The organism is Nocardioides luteus (genome assembly GCF_000960475.2).
Classification (GTDB): domain Bacteria; phylum Actinomycetota; class Actinomycetes; order Propionibacteriales; family Nocardioidaceae; genus Nocardioides; species Nocardioides luteus_A.
Genome location: NZ_JZDQ02000027.1, coordinates 45,207 through 67,096 on the forward strand (window position 1 = coordinate 45,207; position 21,890 = coordinate 67,096).

Annotated in this window: 21 protein-coding genes and 1 tRNA gene; 6 read left to right on the plus strand and 16 right to left on the minus strand. The window is 69.3% G+C overall.

Annotation, left to right across the window (positions count from 1 at the left end):
• Positions 1 to 88 precede the first annotated feature (88 nt).
• Complete coding sequence (locus UG56_RS18635; protein WP_008355625.1) at positions 89 to 604, plus strand: peptidylprolyl isomerase; 516 nt, start codon at positions 89 to 91, stop codon at positions 602 to 604.
• 105 nt (positions 605 to 709) lie between these two features.
• Complete coding sequence (locus UG56_RS18640; RefSeq protein WP_052693199.1) at positions 710 to 1,516, plus strand: rhomboid family intramembrane serine protease; 807 nt, start codon at positions 710 to 712, stop codon at positions 1,514 to 1,516.
• A 144-nt stretch (positions 1,517 to 1,660) separates the two neighbouring features.
• On the opposite strand, the gene UG56_RS18645 is transcribed toward UG56_RS18640, so the two are convergent.
• Entirely contained in the window at positions 1,661 to 2,122 is a 462-nt protein-coding gene (locus UG56_RS18645; RefSeq protein ID WP_052693201.1) for a cell division protein CrgA, read from the minus strand.
• A gap of 103 nt (positions 2,123 to 2,225) precedes the next feature.
• Between UG56_RS18645 and UG56_RS18650 the strand changes: the two genes are divergently transcribed.
• Entirely contained in the window at positions 2,226 to 2,954 is a 729-nt protein-coding gene (locus UG56_RS18650) for a DUF881 domain-containing protein (RefSeq protein WP_256206739.1), read from the plus strand.
• 27 nt (positions 2,955 to 2,981) lie between these two features.
• Here the strand turns inward: UG56_RS18650 and pknB are convergent, their stop codons facing one another.
• The 7 genes from pknB to UG56_RS18685 all read right to left on the minus strand — a co-directional run bounded on the left by pknB (position 2,982) and on the right by UG56_RS18685 (position 11,826).
• Positions 2,982 to 4,796 carry a Stk1 family PASTA domain-containing Ser/Thr kinase gene (pknB, locus tag UG56_RS18655; protein WP_045547299.1) on the minus strand — a complete coding sequence of 605 codons (1,815 nt, stop codon included), beginning with the start codon at positions 4,794 to 4,796 and terminating at the stop codon, positions 2,982 to 2,984.
• The gene (locus UG56_RS18660; protein WP_045547300.1) at positions 4,789 to 6,333 is read right to left on the minus strand and encodes a serine/threonine-protein kinase; all 1,545 of its coding nucleotides are present in this window, start codon (positions 6,331 to 6,333) and stop codon (positions 4,789 to 4,791) included. Before UG56_RS18660 ends, pknB begins: the two co-directional genes overlap by 8 nt.
• Complete coding sequence (locus UG56_RS18665; RefSeq protein ID WP_045547301.1) at positions 6,330 to 7,808, minus strand: peptidoglycan D,D-transpeptidase FtsI family protein; 1,479 nt, start codon at positions 7,806 to 7,808, stop codon at positions 6,330 to 6,332. The genes UG56_RS18660 and UG56_RS18665 overlap by 4 nt, the downstream gene beginning before the upstream one ends.
• Entirely contained in the window at positions 7,805 to 9,235 is a 1,431-nt protein-coding gene (locus tag UG56_RS18670; RefSeq protein ID WP_045547302.1) for an FtsW/RodA/SpoVE family cell cycle protein, read from the minus strand. The genes UG56_RS18665 and UG56_RS18670 overlap by 4 nt, the downstream gene beginning before the upstream one ends.
• A 76-nt stretch (positions 9,236 to 9,311) precedes the next feature.
• Positions 9,312 to 10,646, minus strand: a complete 1,335-nt coding sequence (locus UG56_RS18675; protein ID WP_052693202.1) for a PP2C family protein-serine/threonine phosphatase — start codon at positions 10,644 to 10,646, stop codon at positions 9,312 to 9,314.
• A complete protein-coding gene (locus UG56_RS18680; RefSeq protein ID WP_008355644.1) occupies positions 10,643 to 11,122 on the minus strand; it encodes an FHA domain-containing protein FhaB/FipA in 480 nt (159 codons plus the stop codon). The genes UG56_RS18675 and UG56_RS18680 overlap by 4 nt, the downstream gene beginning before the upstream one ends.
• Entirely contained in the window at positions 11,119 to 11,826 is a 708-nt protein-coding gene (locus UG56_RS18685) for an FhaA domain-containing protein (protein ID WP_045550788.1), read from the minus strand. The genes UG56_RS18680 and UG56_RS18685 overlap by 4 nt, the downstream gene beginning before the upstream one ends.
• 244 nt (positions 11,827 to 12,070) lie before the next feature.
• On the opposite strand from UG56_RS18685, the gene UG56_RS18690 reads away from it, so the two are divergent.
• Positions 12,071 to 12,157 (plus strand) — tRNA-Leu (locus UG56_RS18690).
• Positions 12,158 to 12,207: 50 nt separating this feature from the next.
• On the opposite strand, the gene UG56_RS18695 is transcribed toward UG56_RS18690, so the two are convergent.
• From UG56_RS18695 to UG56_RS18710, 4 genes are all read right to left on the minus strand, one after another.
• Positions 12,208 to 13,500 (minus strand): hypothetical protein, encoded by a 1,293-nt coding sequence (locus UG56_RS18695; protein WP_045550787.1) that lies wholly within the window; start codon positions 13,498 to 13,500, stop codon positions 12,208 to 12,210.
• Positions 13,497 to 14,003 (minus strand): SigE family RNA polymerase sigma factor, encoded by a 507-nt coding sequence (locus UG56_RS18700; protein WP_045550786.1) that lies wholly within the window; start codon positions 14,001 to 14,003, stop codon positions 13,497 to 13,499. The genes UG56_RS18695 and UG56_RS18700 overlap by 4 nt, the downstream gene beginning before the upstream one ends.
• Positions 14,004 to 14,201: 198 nt before the next feature.
• Complete coding sequence (locus UG56_RS18705) at positions 14,202 to 15,236, minus strand: DUF4331 family protein (RefSeq protein WP_045550785.1); 1,035 nt, start codon at positions 15,234 to 15,236, stop codon at positions 14,202 to 14,204.
• 19 nt (positions 15,237 to 15,255) lie between these two features.
• Positions 15,256 to 16,098, minus strand: coding sequence for an alpha/beta fold hydrolase (locus UG56_RS18710; protein ID WP_045550784.1), 843 nt, complete (start codon positions 16,096 to 16,098; stop codon positions 15,256 to 15,258).
• Positions 16,099 to 16,252: 154 nt separating this feature from the next.
• Here UG56_RS18710 and UG56_RS18715 point away from each other — a divergent pair, with 154 nt between their 5' ends.
• Complete coding sequence (locus UG56_RS18715) at positions 16,253 to 18,991, plus strand: ATP-binding protein (RefSeq protein WP_045550790.1); 2,739 nt, start codon at positions 16,253 to 16,255, stop codon at positions 18,989 to 18,991.
• A gap of 94 nt (positions 18,992 to 19,085) precedes the next feature.
• On the opposite strand, the gene UG56_RS18720 is transcribed toward UG56_RS18715, so the two are convergent.
• Genes UG56_RS18720 through UG56_RS18730 form a run of 3 tightly spaced genes read right to left on the minus strand, consistent with a single transcriptional unit; the run spans position 19,086 to position 20,648 of the window.
• Positions 19,086 to 19,937, minus strand: a complete 852-nt coding sequence (locus UG56_RS18720) for a glycosyltransferase family 2 protein (protein ID WP_218145246.1) — start codon at positions 19,935 to 19,937, stop codon at positions 19,086 to 19,088.
• 14 nt (positions 19,938 to 19,951) lie between these two features.
• Positions 19,952 to 20,230 carry a hypothetical protein gene (locus UG56_RS18725; RefSeq protein WP_045550783.1) on the minus strand — a complete coding sequence of 93 codons (279 nt, stop codon included), beginning with the start codon at positions 20,228 to 20,230 and terminating at the stop codon, positions 19,952 to 19,954.
• Between the two features lie 13 nt (positions 20,231 to 20,243).
• The gene (locus tag UG56_RS18730) at positions 20,244 to 20,648 is read right to left on the minus strand and encodes a ChaB family protein (RefSeq protein WP_045550782.1); all 405 of its coding nucleotides are present in this window, start codon (positions 20,646 to 20,648) and stop codon (positions 20,244 to 20,246) included.
• Positions 20,649 to 20,813: 165 nt separating this feature from the next.
• Between UG56_RS18730 and UG56_RS18735 the strand changes: the two genes are divergently transcribed.
• Positions 20,814 to 21,185, plus strand: coding sequence for a DoxX family protein (locus tag UG56_RS18735; RefSeq protein WP_045550781.1), 372 nt, complete (start codon positions 20,814 to 20,816; stop codon positions 21,183 to 21,185).
• Positions 21,186 to 21,190: 5 nt separating this feature from the next.
• Here UG56_RS18735 and UG56_RS18740 read toward each other — a convergent pair whose 3' ends face one another.
• Entirely contained in the window at positions 21,191 to 21,838 is a 648-nt protein-coding gene (locus UG56_RS18740; RefSeq protein ID WP_045550780.1) for a TetR/AcrR family transcriptional regulator, read from the minus strand.
• Positions 21,839 to 21,890 lie beyond the last annotated feature (52 nt).

Consider the following 21,890-nt stretch of genomic DNA (forward strand, 5'->3'; position numbering starts at 1 on the left):
GACCTCCTGACGTCTCGTCCGCGACCGGCGTTGTGGGAGGATCGAGGAGTTACATCCCGTACCAATCCCAATGTCGGAAGGGCAGGTCATGGCTGACCAGAAGGCCATCCTCCACACCAACCACGGTGACATCACGATCACCTTGTTCCCCAACCACGCTCCCGAGACGGTCGCCAACTTCGTCGGCCTCGCGACGGGGACCAAGGAGTACACGGACGACGCCGGCCGCTCCGGTGTCCCCTACTACGACGGTCTCGGCTTCCACCGCGTCATCGACGGGTTCATGATCCAGGGCGGCTGCCCCCTGGGGACCGGTACGGGTGGCCCGGGCTACACCTTCAAGGACGAGCCGCACCCCGAGCTCACCTTCGACAAGCCCTACCTGCTCGCGATGGCCAACGCCGGCCCCGGCACCAACGGCTCCCAGTTCTTCATCACCACCGGCCAGGCGCCGTGGCTGAACTTCAAGCACACCATCTTCGGCGAGGTCGCCGACGAGGCGTCGAAGAAGGCCGTCGACTCGATCTCCGGCACCAAGACCGGTGCGATGGACCGCCCGGTCGAGCCGGTCGTCATCGAGACGGTCGAGATCGTCGAGGGCTGATTGTCCGAGACGACCCCGGTCGGGGTGCCGGTCTGCTACCGACACCCCGGCCGTGAGACTCACATCAGCTGTCAGCGCTGTGGGCGTCCCATCTGCCCTGACTGCATGGCCAGCGCCTCGGTCGGCTTCCAGTGCCCCGAGTGCGTGAAGGAAGGCCACAGGTCCGTGCGCCAGCCCAAGCGCTTCACCGGCGCGCGGATCGGCTTCCGGGCGCTCCCGGTGACCATCTCGCTCATCGGCGTCAACGTCCTGGTGTGGCTGAGCATCATCCTGACCGGCGGCTCCGGCTCGAGGATCGCCGACTTCTTCGCGATCCGCCTGCAGGGCTACTGCATGACGCCGGACGGCGGCTTCGCGGTGCCACGGAGCGTCTGCCGGGCGAGCGGCTACAGCTGGATGCCCGGGGTCGACGACGGCGCGGTCTGGCAGCTGCTGACCTCGACGTTCACCCACGTCTCGATCATCCACCTGGCCGTGAACATGCTGTCCCTCTACATGCTCGGCTCGTTCCTCGAGCCGATCGTGGGCCGGCTGCGATTCCTGGTCTTCTACCTGATCTCGGGCGTGGCGGGCTCCGTCCTCGTGGTGTGGGCCGCGACGCCAGCCGGGTCGACCGTGGGCGCCTCCGGCGCGATCTTCGGCCTCCTGGGCGTCCTCGTGGTGCTCTTCGTCAGGGCCGGCCAGTCGCTCTCACCGCTGCTGCCGATCCTCCTGATCAACGCGGGGATCACCTTCTTCGGGCCCGGGATCTCCTGGCAGGGTCACGTCGGTGGCTTCGTCGGCGGTCTCGTCGTCGCGGGCATCTTCACCCAGCTCCGAGCCGACCGCAAGGCGCCGTTGCAGTGGGCTGCCCTGGGTGGCTTCACGTTGGTGTTGCTTGCCCTTGTCGGCGTACGGATGTTGGTGTTCTGACGCCGTCGGAACAGGTGTTTTCGGGGCGTTTTCCCGGCGTGGACAAATCCACAGGTGTGGGAAACCCTGTGGAGAACTACACCCGTGTAACGCAAAGAGGCGCAACCGCAAGGGTTGCGCCTCTTTCGGGGTCTAACGAAGGGGTCACTCCCACTTCGTGGCGAAGGTGAAGCCCACCGCCATGAAGCCGATGCCGACCAGCAGGTTCTTCTGACCCAGGTCGTTGAAGACCCAGATCTTGTCCAGGTGGTCGTTGGCGAAGATGTAGAAGACGCAGATCCAGATCAGGCCGATCACGAAGCAGCCGAGCATGCCGACCACGACGCCGCGGCCGCGGCCCAGCGGGGTCTTCGGGTGGGCGGAGACGGCCAGGCCCAGGAAGAGCAGGACGAAGCCGATCAGATAGTTCCAGCCCTCGAGCTTCTGCACCGGCTTCGGCCCGGTGAAGTCGCCACCGATCTCGTTGGGGCGCACCCCGGTGTAGTAGTAGGCGATCCAGCCGATGCCGAGAGCGATCAGCAACAGGGCGATCCCGAAGCGGGGAGTGAAGATCGGGTCCTTCGGCAGGTCGAGATCACTCTTCTTCGAGAGCTTGAGCTTGGCCACGGGTGATGCTCCTCAGACAAATGTGATTGCTGCGCATACCCTAATGGTCGTGAGCTCCGGAACCCAGGCTAACCCCACCTCTAAACCAAAGCGCTGGTCCCGCGTGACCTCCTGGAGGCTCGGTACGCCCGTCGTGGTGCTGCTCTGTGGCGGTCTGCTGGCGGTGAGTTTCGTGAACGCGGACGGCACCGACCTGCGTCCGGGCCGCTACGAGGACCTGGCGACGCTCGTCGACGGCGAGCGGGCCCGCTACAACCGCCTCGAGGCCCAGCTCGCCGACCTGCAGAGCCAGGTGGACCAGCTGACCAGTGGAGTCACCGACAAGGACGTCAAGAAGCTCCGGCACCAGTCCGCGAGGCTCGCCGACCCGGCGGGCACCTCCGACCGCAGCGGCGCCGGCATGCAGATCGTGCTGGGTGACGCGCCCTCGGAGGTCCAGCAGAGCTACACGGGCGACGACCCCAACTCTCTCGTCGTGCACCAGCAGGACATCCAAGCCGTCGTCAACGCGCTGTGGGCCGGTGGCGCCGAGGCGATCACCATCGCCGGCAAGCGGATCATCACCACCACCGGCATCAAGTGCTCCGGCAGCACGGTGCAGCTCGACGGCGTCCCCTACCCCCAGCCGTACGTCATCGAGGCGGTCGGCGATCCCGACCGTCTGCAGGCTGCGATCGACCGCGACGAGCACGTCCAGAACTACCGCGCCGACGCCCGCGACCCGAGCGTCCAGATCGGCTGGTTCCTCAAGCCGCTGACCTACCTCACCGCGCCGGCCTACGACGGCCTGCTCGACGTGAAATACGCGAAGCCCCTGCCTCAGGACAAGTGAGACAGGGGCTACGGCGAGGTCCGGGCGCTACGGCGACGCCGGGGTGCTCGGCGGCAGCGCCGGGTCACACGTGGGCGGGTCGCCCGGATCGGCGGTCTGGGTGGCCGACGCCGACGGGTTGGCCGGGTCCGTGCCGGGCACGAGCGTCTGACAGCTCGGCAGGGCGTCCTCCTTCGTCGAGACGAAGATGATCACCTCGCCGTCCTGGGCGAGCGGGGTGCCCTTGGCCGGCGTCTGCTCGACGACGGTGCCCTTGGGCTTGTCGGTGTTCGGCTCGTCCTTGCGTACGGGCTTGAAGCCGGCATTACGGAGGATCTCCTCGGCCTGCTCCGCTGTCTTCCCGACCACGTTCGGGACCTTCTTCGGGCCCTTGGAGACGGTGAGGAGGACCTCGGTGCTGTTGCCGGTGGTGACACTCTGTCCGTCGACCGGGTCGGACTTGATGACGGTGCCCTTGTCCTCGTCGGACTCCTCCGTCTCGATCTTCACCGTGAAGTTGTAGGGATCGCTCTCGAGCAGCTCCTTGGCCGTCTTCTGCGGCATCCCGATCACGTTGGGCATCTCCCGGTTGGGTGGCCCGGTGGAGACGGTCAGCGTGACGGTGCTGCCCTCCTCGACGTCCTCGCCGGCGGGCGGGTCCTGGGAGATCACCACGCCGACGGCGACGGTGTCGCTCGGCTCCTGCTTGACGTCGCCCTTCAGCTTGGCCGTGCTCAGCTCGGCCATCGCCTTCTCCTGGGTGAGGCCGGTGACGTCGGGTGCCGGCGTGGTCTGCGGACCGAGCGCCGTCGGCAGGAAGTAGGCGCCCACCGCGATCAGGCCGATGATGACGAGTCCGAGGAGGACGAGCACCCACGGCCGCGGGCCCTCGGCCCGGTCGTCCTGGGGCGGGTAGTAGCCACCGTTGGTGGGGTCGCCGCCGTAGGGGGCGCCCGCCACCGCGCGGTTCTGGGCGACCTGGGTCTGGTCGAAGCTCGGTGGCACGGTCGCCTGGACCGGACGTCCGGCGAGGTAGCGCTCGATGTCGGTGCGCATCGCCTGCGCCGACTGGTAGCGATCCTCGACCCGCTTGGCCAGCGACTTCATCACGATGGCGTCGAGCTCACGGGGCAGCGACGGGTCGTGGGCCGAGGGAGGCTGAGCCTGCTCGCGTACGTGCTGATAGGCCACCGAGACCGGCGAGTCACCGACGAACGGCGGACGGCCGGTGAGCAGCTCGTAGAGGAGGCAGCCGGCCGAGTAGACGTCGGAGCGGGCGTCGACCTGCTCACCGCGGGCCTGCTCCGGGCTCAGGTACTGCGCGGTGCCGACGACGGCCGCGGTCTGCGTCATCGTGGACTGGACGTCGTTGAGCGCCCGGGCGATGCCGAAGTCCATCACCTTCACGTCACCGGCCGGCGTCAGCATGACGTTGCCCGGCTTGATGTCGCGGTGGATGATCCCGTTGCGGTGGCTGTAGTCGAGCGCGTTGAGTACGTCGGAGCTGATCTCCAGCGCTCGCTCGGGCAGGATCTTGCGACCCTCACGGAGCACGTCGCGCAGCGTGCGGCCGGCGACGTACTCCATCACGATGTAGGGCTGGGCGACGCCGTCGTCGGACTTCTCCTCGCCGGTGTCGTAGACCGACACGATCGAGGGATGGTTGAGCTTGGCCGAGGACTGCGCCTCACGCCGGAACCGGGCCTGGAAGGTCGCGTCGCTGGCGAGGTCCATCCGCAGGCGCTTGATCGCGACCACGCGGCCGAGCCGGTGGTCGGTGCCCTTGCGGACCTCCGCCATCCCGCCGCGGCCGAGGAGCTCGCCGACCTCGTAGCGACCGGCGAGGAGTGCTCCCTCAGCCATTGCCGCCGCCTCCGTTGCCGTTGCCGTTGCCGTCGGTGGGGATGTCGGACGGGAACACCCAGCCGTCGGAGGACTCGCCGTCGGTCGGGTCCTCGGTCTCCTCCGGGTCCTCGGTCTCCTCGGTGGGAGTGGGCTCGACCACCGGCCGCTCGCCGTAGTAGCGGATGGTGATCGTGTCGCCCTCGTAGAGGTTGCGGGTCGGGTCGAGGCCGGAGACGGTGTCGGGCTCGTTGCTGCCGTCGTTGTCCTGGACGGCCACCTTCACGGTCAGGCCGAGGTCGCTGAGCTCGGAGCGCACCTCGTCGACGTTGCGGCCGATGTAGTCGTCCTCGTCGATCTCGACGGGCTTCGGCTCGTCCTCGGGCTTCTTCGACGGGGTGGGAGTCGAGGAGACCGACGGCGTGGTGGACGCATCGCTCGCCGGAGGCGTCTCCGGATCGGCGGCGAGGGTGGAGATGATCCAGATGATCGCGATGATCACGGCCACGAGCATCACGAGCACGACGATGTTGAACGGCTTCTTGTACCAGGGCCGCTGGTCCTCGTCCTCGTCGTAACGGTCGTAGGGGTCCTGGTAGCGAGGCGGCAGCGGACCCTCGGGGCCACCAGGACCACCCTGCATGCCGACGAAGTTCTGGGTGGAACCGGGCGAGGGCACCGGGTCCATGACCGACGTCGCGGTCGCGTCACCCGGCGCGGCGGCGACGACGGTGGTGGCATCGGCGTCCGCGTCGGCCGCGCCGTGCCCGATCATCGCGGCGGTGAACGCGGCCGCGTCGGCGTAGCGGAGGGTCGGGTCCTTCTGCAGGCTCCGCATCACGACCGCGGCCAGATCGGCGGGGACGTGGTCGGGCAGCGGCGGCACCGGGTCGTGCAGGTGAGCGATCGCGGTCGCGACCGGGGTCTCCTTCTGGAACGGCCGGTAGCCGGCCAGACACTCGAAGGCGACCACGCCGAGGGAGTAGACGTCGGAGGCCGGGGTGGCCTTCTCGCCACGGGCCTGCTCGGGGCTCAGGTACTGCGGGGTGCCCATGACCTGGCCGGTGCCGGTGATGCCGGTCGACGCCTGCGCTCGGGCGATGCCGAAGTCGGTCACCTTCACCTTGCGCTGCGGGGTGACCAGGAGGTTGGCAGGCTTCACGTCGCGGTGGACGATGCCGGCGCGGTGTGCGGCGGCCAGGGCGTCGCCGGCCTGACCGAGCAGGTCGCGGACGACCTCGGGATCCAGGGGACGGCCGTCCCGGAGCAGCTCGGAGAGCGGCTTGTGGTCGACCAGCTCCATCACCAGGAACGGTCGCATCAGGCCGGAGGCGGTCGGCATCTCGCCGACGTCGTAGACGGCCACCACGTTGGGGTGGTGGAGCGCCGCGGCGTGCTTCGCCTCGGACTCGAACCGGGAGCGCCCGATCGGGTCCTCGGCGTGCTCGGGCTTGAGGAGCTTGATCGCGACCTCGCGGTTGAGGGTCGTGTCGGTCGCCCGCCACACCTCGCCCATCCCGCCGGTGCCGATGAGCTCGTGGAATACGTAACGACTCATGAGATCGCTGCCTCCATCATGGCCTTCGCGATTGGGCCGCCCAGCCGTCCGCCGGCGATTTCGCTGCGTTCGGTGCCGCTCTTCTGGACCATCACGGCAACCGCGATCTTCGGGTTCTCCGCCGGGGCGAAGGAGGTGAACCACGCGTACGGCGCACGTTCCTTGGAGCTCTGCGCGGTGCCGGTCTTGCCGGCGACGGTGACGCCCGGGATCGCGGCCGGGGCAGCGGTGCCGTTCTCGACGGTGCTGACCATCATCTCGGTCAGACCCTCTGCGGTCTCGCTCGACACCGCAGGCTGGTCGTCGATCTTGGTGGGGTTGCCCTGGTCGATGACGTCGAGCGAGGACGACGTCACCCGGTCGACGATGTAGGGCTTCATCACGGTCCCGCCGTTGGCGATGCCGGCCGAGACCATCGCCATCTGCAGCGGGGTCGCCTTGACGTTGTACTGCCCGATCGCGCTGTAGGCGCGGAAGGGCGGGCTGTCGAGCTTGTCGAGATCGTCGGTGAAGGTGCTCGTGGCCTGGTTCGGCAGGTCGGTCAGATACTTCTGGCCGAAGCCGAACTTCCGCGCCTGCTCGTCCTGCTGCTCCTTGGTCAGGTCGATGCCGAGCTGGCCGAAGGCCGTGTTGCACGAGACCTCGAGCGCGCGGGTGAGCGTGATCTGGTCGCCGCCGCAGGAGCCGCCGCTCTCGTTGGGAAGGTCCTTGTCGCTCTGCGGCAGGTCCAGGAGCGCGCCACCGTAGACCTTGCTGTCGGGGTTCTTGCCGAGGTTCTCCATCGCGGCGGCGGCGGTGACCAGCTTGAAGGTCGAGCCCGGCGGCAGCGCGGTCTGGATGGAGCGGTTGAGCAGCGGCTCGTCGTCGTCCTTCGAGAGCTGGTCGTAGGACTTCCTCGCGGCGCCGAAGTCGTGGGTCGCCAGCCGGTCCGGGTTGTAGGTCGGGGTCGAGGCCATCGCCAGGATCCGGCCGGTGCTCGGCTCGATCGCCACCGCGGCCGCCTGGACGTCGTCACCGAGCGCGGTCAGGCCCTCGTACGCAGCGTCCTGGACCTTCGAGTCGATGGTGAGCTCGACGTTGCCGCCGGCCGGCTCGGAGTTGGTCACGAGGTCGACGAGGCGGTTGGTGAAGAGCTTGTTGTCCTTCCCGGACAGCACGGAGTTCTGGGACCGCTCGACCCCGGACTGGCCGTAGGAATAGGACATGAACCCGGTGATCGGGGCGTACTTCTTGCCGCCGGGGTAGGTGCGCTGCCACTCGTACTTGTCGTCGCTCGGCTTGCTGGTGGCGATCGCCTTCTTGCCGACCAGGATGTCGCCGCGCTGTTGCGAGTAGGCGTCCTCGGTGACCCGGCGGTTGTCGGCGCGGCTGTTGTACCAGCTCGCCTTGAAGAACTGGACGTACGTCAGGTTCAGCATCAGCGCCACGAACAGGATCAGGCAGCCGACGCTGAGCGTGCGGATGGGGCGGTTCACTTGGTCATCGCCCCTTTGTCGAGCTTGACGATCTGGGTCTCCTCAGCGGCGAGGTCCTCGTCGGACGGCGCCGTCGGCAGCGGCCTGCGGGACTGGTCCGAGACGCGCAACAGCAGGGCCACGATCACCCAGTTGGCGACCAGCGAAGATCCACCATACGAGAGGAACGGCGTGGTCAGACCGGTCAGCGGGATGAGCCCGGTCACGCCACCGACGACCACGAAGGTCTGCAGCGCCACCGAGGTGGCCAGACCGACGGAGAGCAGCTTGCCGAAGTCGTCGCGGGCCACGATCGCCGTGCGCAGGCCGCGCTCGACGATCAGGCCGTAGCAGAGCAGCAGCGCGAGGAGCGCGGTCAGGCCGAGCTCCTCGCCGATCGCCGGGATGATGAAGTCAGAGTTGGCGTAGGGGACCCGCCAAGGCTCGCCGGAGCCGAACCCGCGGCCGATCATGCCGCCCCAGGCCATCCCGAAGAGGCCTTCGACGAGCTGACCCGAAGAAGTGCCGTTGAGGGGGTCGGGGTAGTAGTCGAACGGGTTCAGCCAGGTCAGCACGCGGACGCGGACATGGCTGAAGAGGCTGATCGCGGCGAAGACCCCGCCGGCGAAGAGCACACCGCCGACGAAGATCCAGCCCTTGCGCTCGGTCGCGACGTAGAGCGTCACCACGAAGAGGCCGTAGAACAGCAGGCTGGAGCCGAGGTCGCGCTGCAGCACCAGGATCGCGAGGCTGATCACCCACATCATCAGCAGCGGGCCGAGGTCGCGGCCGCGCGGCAGGTCGATGCCGACGAACCGGCGGCCGGCCAGGGCGAGCGCGTCACGGTGGACCGCCAGGTAGCCGGCGAAACAGATCACCAGCAGCACCTTGGCGACCTCACCGGGCTGGAAGCTCACCGGACCGAGGTTGATCCAGATCCGGGCGCCGTTGATCTCCTTCCCGATGAGCGGGAGCATCGGCAGGATCAGCATGACCACAGCGCCGAGTCCGGCGGTGTAGGTGAACCGCTGCAGCATCCGGTGGTCGGGGACCACGAAGAGCGTGACCAGGAACAGCACCACGCCGATCGTCATCCAGATCAGCTGCTGACGGGCGAAGGCGTCGGACTCGCTCGCCCCCGCGGCCAGGTCGAGCCGGTGGATGACGGCCAGACCGAAACCGTTGAGCATCGCCACCAGCGGCAGCAGCACGGGGTCGGCGTAGGGCGCCAGCAGACGTACGCCGATGTGGGCCGCCACCAGGAGCGCGACCAGCCAGGTGCCGTAGCCGGCGATGTCGACCGGGATCTTCTCCTGCACCCCGAGGCCGACCGCGGCGTACGCTCCGATCCCGACCGCCAGGGCCAGGATCAGCAGGACCAGCTCAGCCCCTCGGCGTGACCGGTGGACGAAGACGGGCATCGAGCTCGCCGGGGTGAATCCGCTCATGCCGCCACCTCCGTAGCGCAAGCGCAAGAATACGGAGGTGCCGGCCTGAGGCCTGTTGTCGCTCGCTGGCGCTCGCTCATGACCCGCTTCCCGAGTCGGCAGCGTTCTGGTCGGCCAGCGACTGCACCTTCTCCTGGGCGCCGGCCAGGTCCTTGCTGTGGATGCCGTCCTCGAGCTGGTGCTGGTAGGTCTCGGCCAGGTCGGCGACCTTCAGGTCAGAGGTCTGGTAGGGCTCGGAGAGGTCGAAGCCGACCATCGTGGTCGGTACGCCGCGGAAGATCGTGACGTTGCCGTCCTGCTCGCCGATGTACCACTGGTTCTGCGACCAGACGAACGCGGTCGCGACGGCGATCCAGACGATGCCGAGGACGGTCATCAGCCCGAACGTCCAGCGCAGCCGCGGGTGCTTCGCCGGCGCCTGGAGCGCGTAGCGCATCTCCTCCGGGTCGGCGGCGATCGCGCCGTCGGGGATCTCCTCGTCGATCGGGTCCAGCTCGCCGGTGTCGCCCATCCGGTGACCGCGGAACAGGGCGGTCATCTGGCCGGTCTTGGTGGTTCTCCTCTTGAGCTCGGCGGCTGCACCCACCATCTGGGGCTCGAGGCCCGGGGAGGGGACGGTGTCGCTGGGCACGACATCGGCGACCACGCAGGTCACGTTGTCGGTGCTGCCGGAGTCGAGGGAGACGCGGACGAGCTCGACGGCTGCGTACTCGGGCGTGCCGGTCGCCAGGATGTCGGCGATCCGCGGGTCGTCGACGTAGCCGCAGACGCCGTCGCTGCAGAACATCAGCCGGTCACCGGCGGCGAGGTCGACGATGAAGAGGTCGGGCTCGAGCTCGCGGGTGCCGTCGAGGGCCTTGAGGATCAGGTTGCGGTGGGGGTGGGTCTTGGCCTCCTCCTCCGTGATCCTCCCCTCGTCGAGCAGCGTCTGGACGAAGGTGTGGTCGTGGGTGACCTGGTGGATCGCGCCGTTGCGGAGCAGGTAGGCGCGGCTGTCGCCCACGTGGCCGACGGTCAGCTTGGAGCCGTCGAAGAGGCCGACGGTCGAGGTCGTGCTGGTGCCGTTGAGCGTCGGGTCGTGGTCGACCAGGTGGCCGATCTCGTCGTGGGCCATGTGCAGCGCGTGGGAGACCAGGCCGATCAGGTCGTCGTCGACCAGCCCGGGGGCCGGCTCCTCGTCGAGCTTGCGCAGCTGCTGGACGGCCGTGCTGGAGGCGATGTCACCGCGGGCAGCACCGCCGACGCCGTCGCAGACGGTCAGCAGCCAGGGGCCGGCGTACCCGCTGTCCTGGTTGTCCTTGCGCACCCGGCCGACGTCCGAGATCGCCGCGTACTCGAGGCGGAAAGGTCGTCCGTCGGCAGAGCGGGGACTGGGGGCGGGGTCGGGGGTGGGGTCGGTCGCAGCGGTCACTTGCGCAGCTCCAGGATTGTCTTACCGATCCGCACCTGGGTCCCGAGAGAGATGGCGGTCGGCTGATTGATCCGGACCGACCCGATGTAGGTGCCGTTGGTCGATCCGAGGTCCTCCACGAACCACTGGTCGCCGGAGACGGCGATCCGGGCGTGGCGGGTGGAGGCGTAGTCGTCGTCGAGGATGATCGCGGCATCGCTGCCGCGGCCGATGACGATGGGGGCCTGCGAGAGGGGAACGGTCACGCCGGCGTTGGAGCCGGTGGTGACCGCCACATGCGTGGGTACGCCGCGCCGCGGTGCCCGCGCCGCGGGCGACTTGCCGCGCCCCGGTGCGGCGGCGGGCTGGCCGGCGGAGGCGTTGGTGACCCGCGCGCCGAACATGTCGGAGCGGATCACCGACAGCGCGGCCAGCACGAAGATCCACAGGATCGCCAGATAAGCGACGCGGATCAGAAACAGAGTCAGCTCGCTCAACGGCGCTCCTCCACGATGTGCGCGGTGATGACGGTGGTGCCGATCCGCACCTGAGAGCCGTCGTCCAAGGTTGCACTCGCCATCTTCTGCCCGTTGACCAGCATGCCGTTGGTCGAGCCGAGGTCATAGACCTCGACGCGCACACGGTCGCCGGCCTGCTTCGAGCGGAACTCGATGTGGCGGCGGCTGATGCCCGGGTCGTTGATGCGCAGGTCGGCGTCGGTGCCTCGGCCCACGACGAGGTTGCCGTGGAGCGGGTGCCGGGTGCCGTTGATCTCCAGGTAGGCCTGCGCGCGGCTGACCTGGGTGTCGCTCATGTCGGCGCCGGAGACGGCGGCCTGGGCGCGGCTGCGCACCCGGAACCGGCCGATCGTCAGGTCCTTCGCCTCGCCGAACTCGATGCTCACGCGGCCCGGGAAGACGAACCCCTGCGCCTCGGCGTGGTCCATCAGCTGGCGCTTCAGCTCTTCCTTGAGGTGAGGGCCGTAGGACTCCAGCTTGCTGAGGTCGCTGGAGGACAGCTCCACGAAGAAGTCGTTGGGGACCAGGCGCCGCTGGCGGCTGAGCACCTGGGCGTTGTTGTCGATCTCGCGCTGGAGCGCGGCGACGATCTCCACCGACTTCACCTCGGACCGGAACGCCTTGGCGAAAGCGCCTGAGATGAGCTGCTCCAGCTTCTGCTCGAACTTCTGCAGGCCGCTCACGTGATTGCGCTCCTCTCAGGGTGCCGGTGTGGGCCGGTCGGGTTGGTTGGTCAGTCGCGCAGGGCACAGTGGTCCCCCCGGATTCGGCCCGATCGTATCGGTGCACCCCAGGGGATCTGCCACTTCCCGCATTCTGCGCGGTTTCGATCCTCCCACGATCGGGTGACCACCAGCGTCAAGGCTGGCGGGGTGCCGTCGTTTTGGGCCGGTGGGTGCCCGTGGGCTAACGTTTCCTCTGCTGCACGCGCGAGTGGCGGAATAGGCAGACGCGCACGGTTCAGGTCCGTGTGTCCGAAAGGACGTGGGGGTTCAACTCCCCCCTCGCGCACCACCACGAGGGCCCCGGGTCATGGACCCGGGGCCTTCGTACATTTTCCCGGCCTACTGCAGGCGAGGGTCGAGAACGAGGTCGATCATGCTCTGGTCGAGCTGGTCGCCGGGGGCCTGCTCGTCGGCGCCCACGATCCGGGACTCCGTGGCGAGCACGGTGTTGTGCGCGCCGACGTACACGAACTCCCGGCGCCAGGCCCTGGAGTTCTTGGGGCAGCAGCTCGCCCAGTCGTCCTCGTCCCACTCGCCGACGAAGACCGTGGTCGGGTCCTCCGCGCCGTAGACCCGGCGCTCGAGGCATTCGACCAGAGAGTGGGGTCCGCAGCTGGGCTCGTCACCGGCGGGCCACACCCGCACGCTCACGCCGAGGGCTCGCGGCTTCGGCTTCCCGCCCCGCTGCACGGAACCGAAGGCCTGGGCATAACCGGGGTGATGCGGATCGGCGTAGTGGTCGTCGGGTCGGTACCGCGCCACGTGATCGCCGACGACCCGCAGGACGGCCGCGTCGGACGGGACGCCGAACGCGCTCGCAGGAAGAGAGAGTCGCGGGTCGGCTGCGGCCGCGGCCATCGCCGTCCTGCTGAAAGGATTCGAGTCGGGCGTGCCGCGCCCCTCGATCTCGACCAGCCCGACCAGCCCATCGCCTCGCCGGACCGCCACGCCGACGACGTAGTCGCCGCAGCTGTCCGGTGGCGGTCCGCCCTCGTACGCACCGCACCGGCGACCCCAGCTGGAGACCGCGGCCGGCTCGCCGCCGGGTGCCACGAACCGCTCGAAGGTGCACGACGGCGTGCCGTTCGACGGGTTCGGGGCCCGGACGGCGCGGCACCCGTCGTCGAGCAGGTTCACCGCACCCCGGTCCACGATCAACCCGATCCGTCCGTACGTGGGGTAGTCCGGCAGCTCGGCCGGCCAGATGAAGTGGCCACCCCATGCGTCGCTCGACTGGCGATCCAGGTCCGCGCCAGGAGGATCGAGGTGATCGGTGACCACGGCGAACCACCGGTCCCGGCTCCTCTGCAACGGGTCCGGGACGACCCAGTCGGCGCCGTCACCGGTGGCGGCCAGCGGGGTGTCGGTCCAGGTCTGCGACGACTGGGTCCTGGTCGACGTCGTCGAGCTCGGCGTCGTCGGGCCGACCGGCCGCTCCGGTGCTTCGCTCCCGCGGGTCACCACGAGCACGCCCACGACCACGACGACCACGGCCGCGGCTGCGGCGAGACCGGCGACCAAGCCGTGGCGTCGACGCCGGTCGCGGTCCACCTTCTCGATGGCGCGGTCGAGATCGCCGTAGACCGGGACGTCGGCGGCGACCTGGTCGAGCGCCTCCCGCAAGGTGCTCATGACTCCACTCCTTCGAACGAGGCCACCGTGTCGGGGGCCAGCTCCCGCAACCGCTGCAGGGCGACCCGGGTCTGCGACTTCACCGTGTTGGGGCTGATGCCGAGGGCGGCCGCGGTCTGCGGCTCGGTGAGGTCCTCGTAGAACCGCAGCACGAGCACGGCGCGCTGCCGGGGCGTGAGCCGGGCCATCGCGTCACGCAGGGTGAGTCGATCGGCCAGTGCCCCGGCCTCGTCTCCGCCGGCGGCGTCGGGGGGCGTCGCCCGCGGCACCTCGAGCAGCCTTCGCCGTCGCCGGCCGTCGATGAACCGGCTGTAGAGGATCCTGCGGACGTACGCCTCGGGATCGATGGTGCCGGACTTCTGCCAGCGTCGGACGAGGACGACGTAGACCTCCTGCACGAGATCCTCGGCGGCCTGGTGGTCTCCGGTCAACAGGTATGCGGCCCGGGAGAGCGCGGCACCCCGGGCCGAGACGAACTCCCTGAGCTCGACCTCCCGGTCCATGGAACCACCCTCCTCGCTCGCACCGCTTCTCCTACCCGGATAGACGCAGGAATGCCCCACATCGGGTGGGGGACGACGAGCAAAGATCGCGACCGGCGATGTCAGACCCCGATGCCCGTGCCCAGACCGCGTCGAGCAGCGGTGCGAGGGACGTGTAGAGGGCCGCGCCGGAACCCGGCGCGGCCCGCGTGGTGGTGGTCAGCCCACGGCCGGTACGTAGGGGAAGACCGCAGTCGGTTCGGAGGTGACCGACTCCTTGCCGATCCCGAGAGAGACCGGCGTGTTGGCGGCGATCGAGAACATCACGGCGGGCGCGTTGTCGGTCAGCGTACGGCCGTTCCAGCCGTTGAAACCGAAGCAGGCCGCGGTGCCCACGACATACGGCAGCACGTTGGGCAGGAACCGCCGCACGACACCGGCCGCGTAGTGGTCGGGATCGACGGCCGTGCCGTAGGTCTTGACCACGCTGGCGATCTCGCTCGTGAGCCGGGCGCCGTACGTCGTCACGTCCTCGCTGGGACGGCCGCCGTTGAGATCATCGCCGAGCTGCTCGTCGTACTGAGTGAACAGCGGGTGGATCATCGGCAGGCCGACCCGGTTGATCGAGCGCCAGCCGCCCGCATCGGTCGCGAGGCTGGCCACCGCCCAGACGCCGATCGGCCGCGTCGTACGTCCCGGCTCCAGCAGGTCGGCGTCGGGGATCTCCAGGACGATCGAGTAGACCGTGTGGCCGGCGAAGAGGTTCGTGGCCTGGTCGGGCGTCCAGGTCCCGAGGTCGATCGTCGTCCCGTCCTGGAAGGCGTGACCGACCGCGTGCAGCACGTCGGGCTCGATCCAGAACGGGTCGCCGGCCTTGCCGGTCCACACCCGGAGTCCGCCGTCCGTCGTGAGCGCCTCCTCGGTGGTGCCCGTGGCGAGCACCGTGCCCTCGGCGAACGGGTCGGTGGCGGCGGCGCCGTCGATCTGGTGGACGGCGACGTCCTGGCGCCCGGTCTCGTCGCGCGGGCCGAAGACGAGGCGATAGGTCCGCTCCTCGACGGCGTCGCCGTCGAGGTCGATCTTGAGCTCGTACCTGCCCTCGGGGTGGAAGCCCGGCGTCGGGATGTCTCCGGCCAGCGAGTGACACACGTTGATGACCAGCACGGTGCCGGTCTCGCCGCGGAAGACGTACAGGTCGGTGATGTCGAGCCGCACGTCCTGGCGGGCCAACGGTGAGTCGAGGTGGTGTGACATGAGTGTTTCTTCCTTTCGATCAGGAGTCCGCGAGGAATGCCAGGAGTGCCTTGTTGACCTCCTCGGCGTGGGTCCACAGCAAGCCGTGCGGCGCGCCGTCGATCTCGACGAAAGTGGCGTTCGGGAGGGCCTCGGCGAAGGGGCGGCCGGTCGCCTCGATGGGCAGGATCCGGTCGGCGGTCCCCTGCAGGATCAGGGCCGGTACGTCGATCATCGCGATGTCGGCCCGGAAGTCCTCGTGCCAGGTCGCCACGCACGCGACCGACGCGTGCCACGAGGCGCCGGCGGCGACGTTCCAGCTGTTGCGCACCGCCTCCTCGCTGATCCTGCTGCCGAGGAAATCGTCGAGGTTGTAGAAGTTCTCGTAGAACGTGGTGAAGTAGGCGTAGCGGTCCGCGGTGGCTGCGGCCGCGATCTCGTCGAAGACCGACTGGGGCAGACCCGTGGGGTTGTTCTCGGTCTGCAGCAGGAACGGTTCGAGCGGGGCCAGGAAGGCGACCTTGCGTACGTTCTCGCTGCCGTACCGGCCCAGGTAGCGCGCGACCTCGCCGGTGCCCATAGAGAATCCGACGAGGATCACGTCCCGGAGCCGCAGTACGTCGAGCAGGACGTCGAGGTCGTTGGCGAAGGTGTCGTAGTCGTAGCCGATGGTCGGTTGGCTCGACCTGCCGAACCCTCGCCGGTCGTAGGTGATCACCCGGTAGCCGGCGGCCAGCAGCACTCTGGACTGCTGCTCCCAGGAGTGTCCGTCCAGGGGATAGCCGTGGATCAGTACGACGGCCTGGCCGTCCGGGTCTCCGTGGTCCTCGTAGTAGAGGTCGATGTCGGCCGAGTTCTCCTTGGCAACGGTGATGTAAGGCATGACTGCTCCTCTCGGTTGGAGTTGCTCGCTCGATCACTCTGGCTGTGGCGGGCCCCTGCGCGGATGAGTCATCTGACTCGATCGCGGTGATCGAGTCGTCGCGCTCGATAGACTCCGAACGCGGTCGAGGAGCTGATCGCGTACGGGGGTGACGATGCGTGATCGGCCGGTGCAGCGGCTGATCGGCCGCGCCCAGGAGCTCCTGATCCTCGAGTCGTTCATCCGCGAGGCGATCGTGGACGGAGGAGCGCTGCTGCTCTCCGGCGACCCGGGCGTCGGCAAGACCGCCCTCCTCGACGCGGCAGCCGGATATGCACGCGACGCCGGTGCGGTCGTCCTTCGCGTCGAGGGCACCGAGCAGGAGCGCCAGCTGAGCTACGCCGCCCTGAACCAGGCGCTCTACCCGTTGGCCGGCCGGTTCGAGGATCTCGGCAAGGACCAGCGGATGGCGTTGGAGGTGGCCCTCGGGTTCTGCGACGGGCCACCGCCCAACCGGCTGCTGGTCTCCAACGCGGTGGCGGTGTTGCTGCGTACGACTGCGGAGCGCTCGCCGCACGTACTCCTCGTCGACGACGTGCAATGGATCGACCGGGCCAGCGCCGGCGTGTTCAGCTTCGTGGCGCGTCGGCTGGCCGGCAGCCGGGCGGGGATGCTCGCTGCGGGGCGCAGCGGCGAGGACCAGGGCTACTTCGATCGGGCCGGGCTGCCGGCCCATGAGCTGAAGCCGCTGACCGAGGAGGCCGCGGATCGCCTCGTCTCCGAACACTTCGCCGGTATCGACGCGATCGTCAAGGACCGAATCCTGCGCACGGCGAACGGCAATCCGCTGGCCCTCCTCGAGCTGCCCCGATCCCTGACCGACTCCCAGCGAAGCGCGGCCGAGCGCCTGCCCGCCGTGCTCCCGCTCGGCGAGCGACTGAACCGGTCCTTCGCCTCGCGGGTGCTGATCCTGCAGGAAGCGACCCGACGGCTGCTGCTCGCGGCCGCTCTCGAGGGCACCGGCGATCTCGGCGTGCTGGAGGCCGCGGGATTCGATGCCGACGACGTCGCTCCGGCCGAGCGGGACCGCCTGGTCGAGGTCCACGACCACCGGCTCAGGTTCCGCCATCCGCTGATCCGCTCGGCGGTGGTCGAGGCGGCCACCGCCTCCGAGCGTCGCGCCACGCATGCGAGGCTGGCCGCAGTTCTGCTCGACCAGCCGGAGCGGCGGGCCTGGCATCTCGGGGAAGCGACGGTGGTGCCCGACGAGCAGGTCGCCATCGCTCTGGAGGAGGCCGCGCAGCACATCCTGGCCCGCGGCGACCACCAGGCCACGGTGGCCCTGCTCATTCGGTCGGCCGACCTGAGCCCGGAGGCGGCGGAGCGCAGCCGCCGCCTGGCCACCGCCGCATTCATCGGGGCGGAGGCGATGGGCGAGACCAGGAGCGTGGCGGAGCTGCTCGCCGACAGCCGACGGGCCAGCAGCAGCGCGCAGGCCTCCCTGCACTACGCCTCCGCGTCCGCCCTGGTCATGCTCGACGACGACGGCCATCTCGGCACCATCCACCACCTGCTGGCGCGCGCCATCGAGGGCAACCCCCAGCGCCACGACGCCGGCGATCCGGAGATCGTCAACGCGCTCTGGACGCTGGCGCTACTCAGCTTCCTGGGTGGTCGGGAGGAGCTGTGGACGGAGCTGTACGACGCCCTCGACCGGCTCACCGAGGGCCCGCCTGCCCTGCTGCGCCTGGTGGTCGACCTGTTCGCAGACCCGGTGCGGACCGGGTTGGCGGCGCTACCGCGGCTGGAGGCAGAACTGCTTGCCGTACGCCATGACACCGACACCGAGAAGGTGCAGAACCTCGCCGGCGCCGCGATGTACGTCGACCGGCTGGCCCAGGCCCGCGACGGGCTCTGGCGACATGTCGTCCAGGGGCGCGAGGGCGGGCCGGCCAGAAGACAGCTGGTCGCGCTGATGGACCTCTGTGTCGACGACTTCCACCGCGGGCAGTGGCAGGAGGCCGCCGAGCTCGCCGAAGAAGGGCTGCAGCTGACCGAGCACCGGGCCGGCCGGTTCTTCGCCTTCTACTTCCGCTACCACCAGGCTCTGCTCGCCGCGGTCCGGGGCAGGGTCGAGGAGAGCCGGGAGCTGGCCGAGCAGATGATCGGCTGGGCCGGTCCGCGCGATGTCGGCGTCGCCCGGACCTACGCTCAACATGCGCTGATCCTGGCAGCCCTCGCCGACGCCGACTTCGAGAGCGCCTATCGGCACGCCTGCGCGATGAGCCCGGCCGGGACGCTCGCCTCGCACCTTCCGCACTGTCTGTGGGTCGCGATGGATCTCGTCGAGGCCGCGGTGCGCACCGATCGCCGGGTCGATGCCGAGCGGCACGTGCGCGCCCTGCGCGAGGCGAAGGTGTCCGAGCTCTCGCCCAGGCTGGCGATCCTGGTGGCCGCGTCGGCGGGCTTGGTGGCGGCGGGCGATGAGGCTCGGACGTACTTCGAGCAGGCCCTGGCCTCGCCGGGGGCCGAGCAGTGGCCGTTCGACGTCGCCCGGGTCCGGTTGCTCTACGGCGAGCATCTGCGGCGCGCGCGTGCGATCGCCGAGGCCAAGGTCCAGCTCCAGGAGGCGCTCGCCGCGTTCCGGACGCTCGGTGCCGCACCGTGGGCGGCGCGGGCCGAGCGCGAGCTCCGTGCAGCCGGTCTCGCCGCGGTGCCCGTTTCACGCGCGGCGTCGGTCCTCACTGCGCAGGAGCTCCAGATCGCCAGGCTCGCCGCATCCGGCCTGACCAACAAGGAGATCGCGGCCCGTCTCTACTTGTCCCCGCGCACGGTCAGCGGCCATCTCTACCGGATCTTCCCGAAGCTCGGCATCACCACCCGCGCGGCCATCCGGGACGCCCTCGGCCCTTGAGCGGATCAGCACTGCTGTCTGCCCATCGGGCCCGGCCCATGGGTGACGAACACCGCGCGCATGGAGCGCCGCCTGCTGGGCTCGACTCGGCGCGCTATCCCCAGGGCTCCTCATTTGTCTCGAGCAGCCGGCGAGCGGCCTCGACCCTTGCCGGCAGTCGGCGCCGACGGGCCAGAGCGTGGGGCAGCCGGGGCAGTGCGTGGCGCAGGGCGATCCGCCCGGCGCGGTCACTGCTATAGAGCCGAGTGACCTCGCCCATCACCACGGACCACGGGCGCCGCATCACCGCGGTCAGCAGCTTGTTGCGCGCGTCGAGCGCCCGGCGAGCCGTGGCGTCGCGCGCCGGGGACGGGTGGTGACAGGCGACCAGCGAGTCGACGTAGCTCAGTCCCCAGCCCCGCGAGGCCAGATCGAGGGCGAGCCGGTCCTCCTCGCCCATGAAGAAGACCACGGTGTCGAAGCCGTCGGCCTCGAGGAAGGCGTCCCGGCGCACCACGGCACCGCAGGCCAGGAACCCCAGCACCGACGGCCCCGGAAGGTCGGCGTCCGTCCCCAACGGACTGGTCGCCATCGACGTACACAGCGGATCGGGCGTCTCGGCCTCGCCCACCAGAACGCGGCCCGCCACCAGGCCCAGCCGAGGGTGGGATCGGAAGAGTGCGGCAGCTGATTCGAGAGAACCGGGCGCCCACCAGGAGTCGTCGTCGGCGAACGCCACGTACGGCGTCCGGGCTCGCCGCACACCGACGTTTCGCGCCGCCGCGCCCGCGTTGGCGGCGAGCTCCACGACCTCGATGTCCGGGAAGTGGCGGCGTACCAGTGCCGCGGTGCCGTCGGAGGAACAGTTGTCGACGAGGATCACCGGTGCGGGGTGCCGGGGCAGCGAGCGGCGCAGGTCCGGCCAGCGGTTCCTGGTCATCACGACCACGGTCACCTCGGACGTCACCGCGTCCTTCACGACTAGCGGTTGATCAGCTTGAAGAAGGTGCTGTCCTCGCCGTCGGCCTTCTCCTCCTGGTAGAGGAACGACAGGTTCTCCTTGTCGAACTTCGCGAACCAGTCCTCCCATGCGATGTGCTCGAGGCGGTCCTCTCCGGCACCGCCGGGGAAGTCGATCCGGAGCACGCCTGGCTCCGCGCCGTTCCCGGTGTCGGCGACGGTGGCCGGCGTGCCGTCGCGCTGCTCGACCCACGTACGGATCTCGTCGTGGTCGGTGGTGGTGTGGGACTTCGAGCCCATGATGGTCTCCTCCTCAGGAACGCGCCTTCCTTGTGCGCTTGTCGTTCGCCTTCCGGATCGCCTCGACGAGCTCGTCCTTGGTCATCGTGGATCGCCCGCGGATGTCGAGCCGCTTGGCGACGCCGTAGAGGTGGCTCTTCGACGCGTTCGCGTCGACACCGCCGGCCGTCTCACCGCCTCGACGAGCCGCGGAGCCCGACTTCGCCGCCTGGCGATCGGAAGGACCTCTGTGCCGCTTGCTCTCCCAGTGGTCACCGACCTTCTCGAAGCCGTGCTTGAGCGCGGCGTACGCCGTGCGGTGAGCACGCTCGCCCTCGCCGTACTGCTCCACGGCCGAGTCGTGCGCCTCCGACCAGGTCTCCTGGGCCTTCCGTGTCGAACGCTGCAACGTGGAAGGAAGCTCATCCTTGGCAGGCATCAGACTTCGAACTCCTCGATCGACTGTCTGACGTGGTACCCGGCGACCGCGTCGAGCATGCGAGGCCTGCTGCCGATGCCCGCCGCGATCGGTGGTGTCACAGATCGAGCCCGTGTTCCGTCTGAGGGAGTGAACATCGGAACCAATCGAACAGGTGGAGACATCATGAACATCGCGCTGTGGATCGTGGCCGGCGTATTCGCGTTCGGCTACATCGTCGGCGGCATCCTCAAGCAGACGATGCCCTACGAGAAGTACGCCGCGAAGACGGGCTGGGCCGAGGACTTCACCCCCGGCACCGTGAGATTCATGGGCGTGGCGGAAGTCCTCGGTGGGGTCGGGCTCGTCCTCCCCGGGCTGGTGGGTGTGGCGCCGATCCTGGTGCCGGTCGCGGCGTCGTGCATGGCGCTCTACATGGCGGGGGCGGTCACCGAGCGGATCCGGCGCGGGGAGTACAAGGAGCTCGTCGGCGACCTGGTGTTCCTAGCGGCGATGGTGTTCATCGCATGGGGGCGCTTCGCGATCGAGCCGTTCTAGCCGTTCTAGCGATCGGTGAACGAGGACAGCAGGGTCTCGATGGTCGCCAGCAGGCGGTCCTTGTCGTAGCGATCCGGGTCCTCGAGGGTCAGCCGGGCGAACTCCTCGGCGGTGACCAGCGTCAGGTGGGCAAGGAGGTCGACATCGACCTCCTTGCTGTCATGTGCGCTGGCATGTCGTCGCTCGAGACCCTCCTGGAAGGCGTCGGCGAGGTAGCCGCGGATCAGGTCCCGGGTGGCGTCGATGCGGTCGCGTACGACGGCGGGCGCGTTGCGGGTCAGGCCGAGCACGGGGCGCCAGACGTCGGGCTCCTTGCGCACGATGTCCAGCAGGGCGGCGTACGCCTCGAGGGCCCACTCGGCGACGTCCTGGTCGCCCCCGGGCTGCGGCATCAGGCGGAGGGCGGAGGCGAGGGCGCGGCGCTGGGTGCGGTCGAGCAGGGCGTGCAGGAGCGGCTCGAGGCCGTCGTAGGCGCTGTAGACGACCGGCCGGGTGACCCCGGCCTCCTGGGCGATCGCCTCGATGGAGACCGACTCGTAGCCGTCGCGCGCGATCACCCGCAGCGCGGCGTCCAAGAGGTGCTCGCGGCGCTGCTCGACCGGAAGCCGGCGCGCGTAGCGACGCTTCGGCCGTGGAGGTGTGTCGGGCGTCACGTGCACACAATATTACAGAGGTGTAGATTACGCTGAACCTACAGTGGTGTAG

Excerpts from the sequence above, each read along its gene's own strand:
- UG56_RS18730 (WP_045550782.1), bottom strand. The coding sequence starts at position 20,648 with ATGCCTGCCAAGGATGAGCTTCCTTCCACGTTGCAGCGTTCGACACGG.
- UG56_RS18700 (WP_045550786.1), bottom strand. The coding sequence starts at position 14,003 with ATGGACCGGGAGGTCGAGCTCAGGGAGTTCGTCTCGGCCCGGGGTGCC.
- UG56_RS18635 (WP_008355625.1), top strand. The coding sequence starts at position 89 with ATGGCTGACCAGAAGGCCATCCTCCACACCAACCACGGTGACATCACG.
- UG56_RS18710 (WP_045550784.1), bottom strand. The coding sequence starts at position 16,098 with ATGCCTTACATCACCGTTGCCAAGGAGAACTCGGCCGACATCGACCTC.
- UG56_RS18640 (WP_052693199.1), top strand. The coding sequence starts at position 710 with ATGGCCAGCGCCTCGGTCGGCTTCCAGTGCCCCGAGTGCGTGAAGGAA.
- UG56_RS18715 (WP_045550790.1), top strand. The coding sequence starts at position 16,253 with ATGCGTGATCGGCCGGTGCAGCGGCTGATCGGCCGCGCCCAGGAGCTC.
- UG56_RS18735 (WP_045550781.1), top strand. The coding sequence starts at position 20,814 with ATGAACATCGCGCTGTGGATCGTGGCCGGCGTATTCGCGTTCGGCTAC.
- UG56_RS18660 (WP_045547300.1), bottom strand. The coding sequence starts at position 6,333 with ATGAGTCGTTACGTATTCCACGAGCTCATCGGCACCGGCGGGATGGGC.
- UG56_RS18705 (WP_045550785.1), bottom strand. The coding sequence starts at position 15,236 with ATGTCACACCACCTCGACTCACCGTTGGCCCGCCAGGACGTGCGGCTC.
- UG56_RS18725 (WP_045550783.1), bottom strand. The coding sequence starts at position 20,230 with ATGGGCTCGAAGTCCCACACCACCACCGACCACGACGAGATCCGTACG.
- pknB (WP_045547299.1), bottom strand. The coding sequence starts at position 4,796 with ATGGCTGAGGGAGCACTCCTCGCCGGTCGCTACGAGGTCGGCGAGCTC.
- UG56_RS18670 (WP_045547302.1), bottom strand. The coding sequence starts at position 9,235 with ATGAGCGGATTCACCCCGGCGAGCTCGATGCCCGTCTTCGTCCACCGG.
- UG56_RS18695 (WP_045550787.1), bottom strand. The coding sequence starts at position 13,500 with ATGAGCACCTTGCGGGAGGCGCTCGACCAGGTCGCCGCCGACGTCCCG.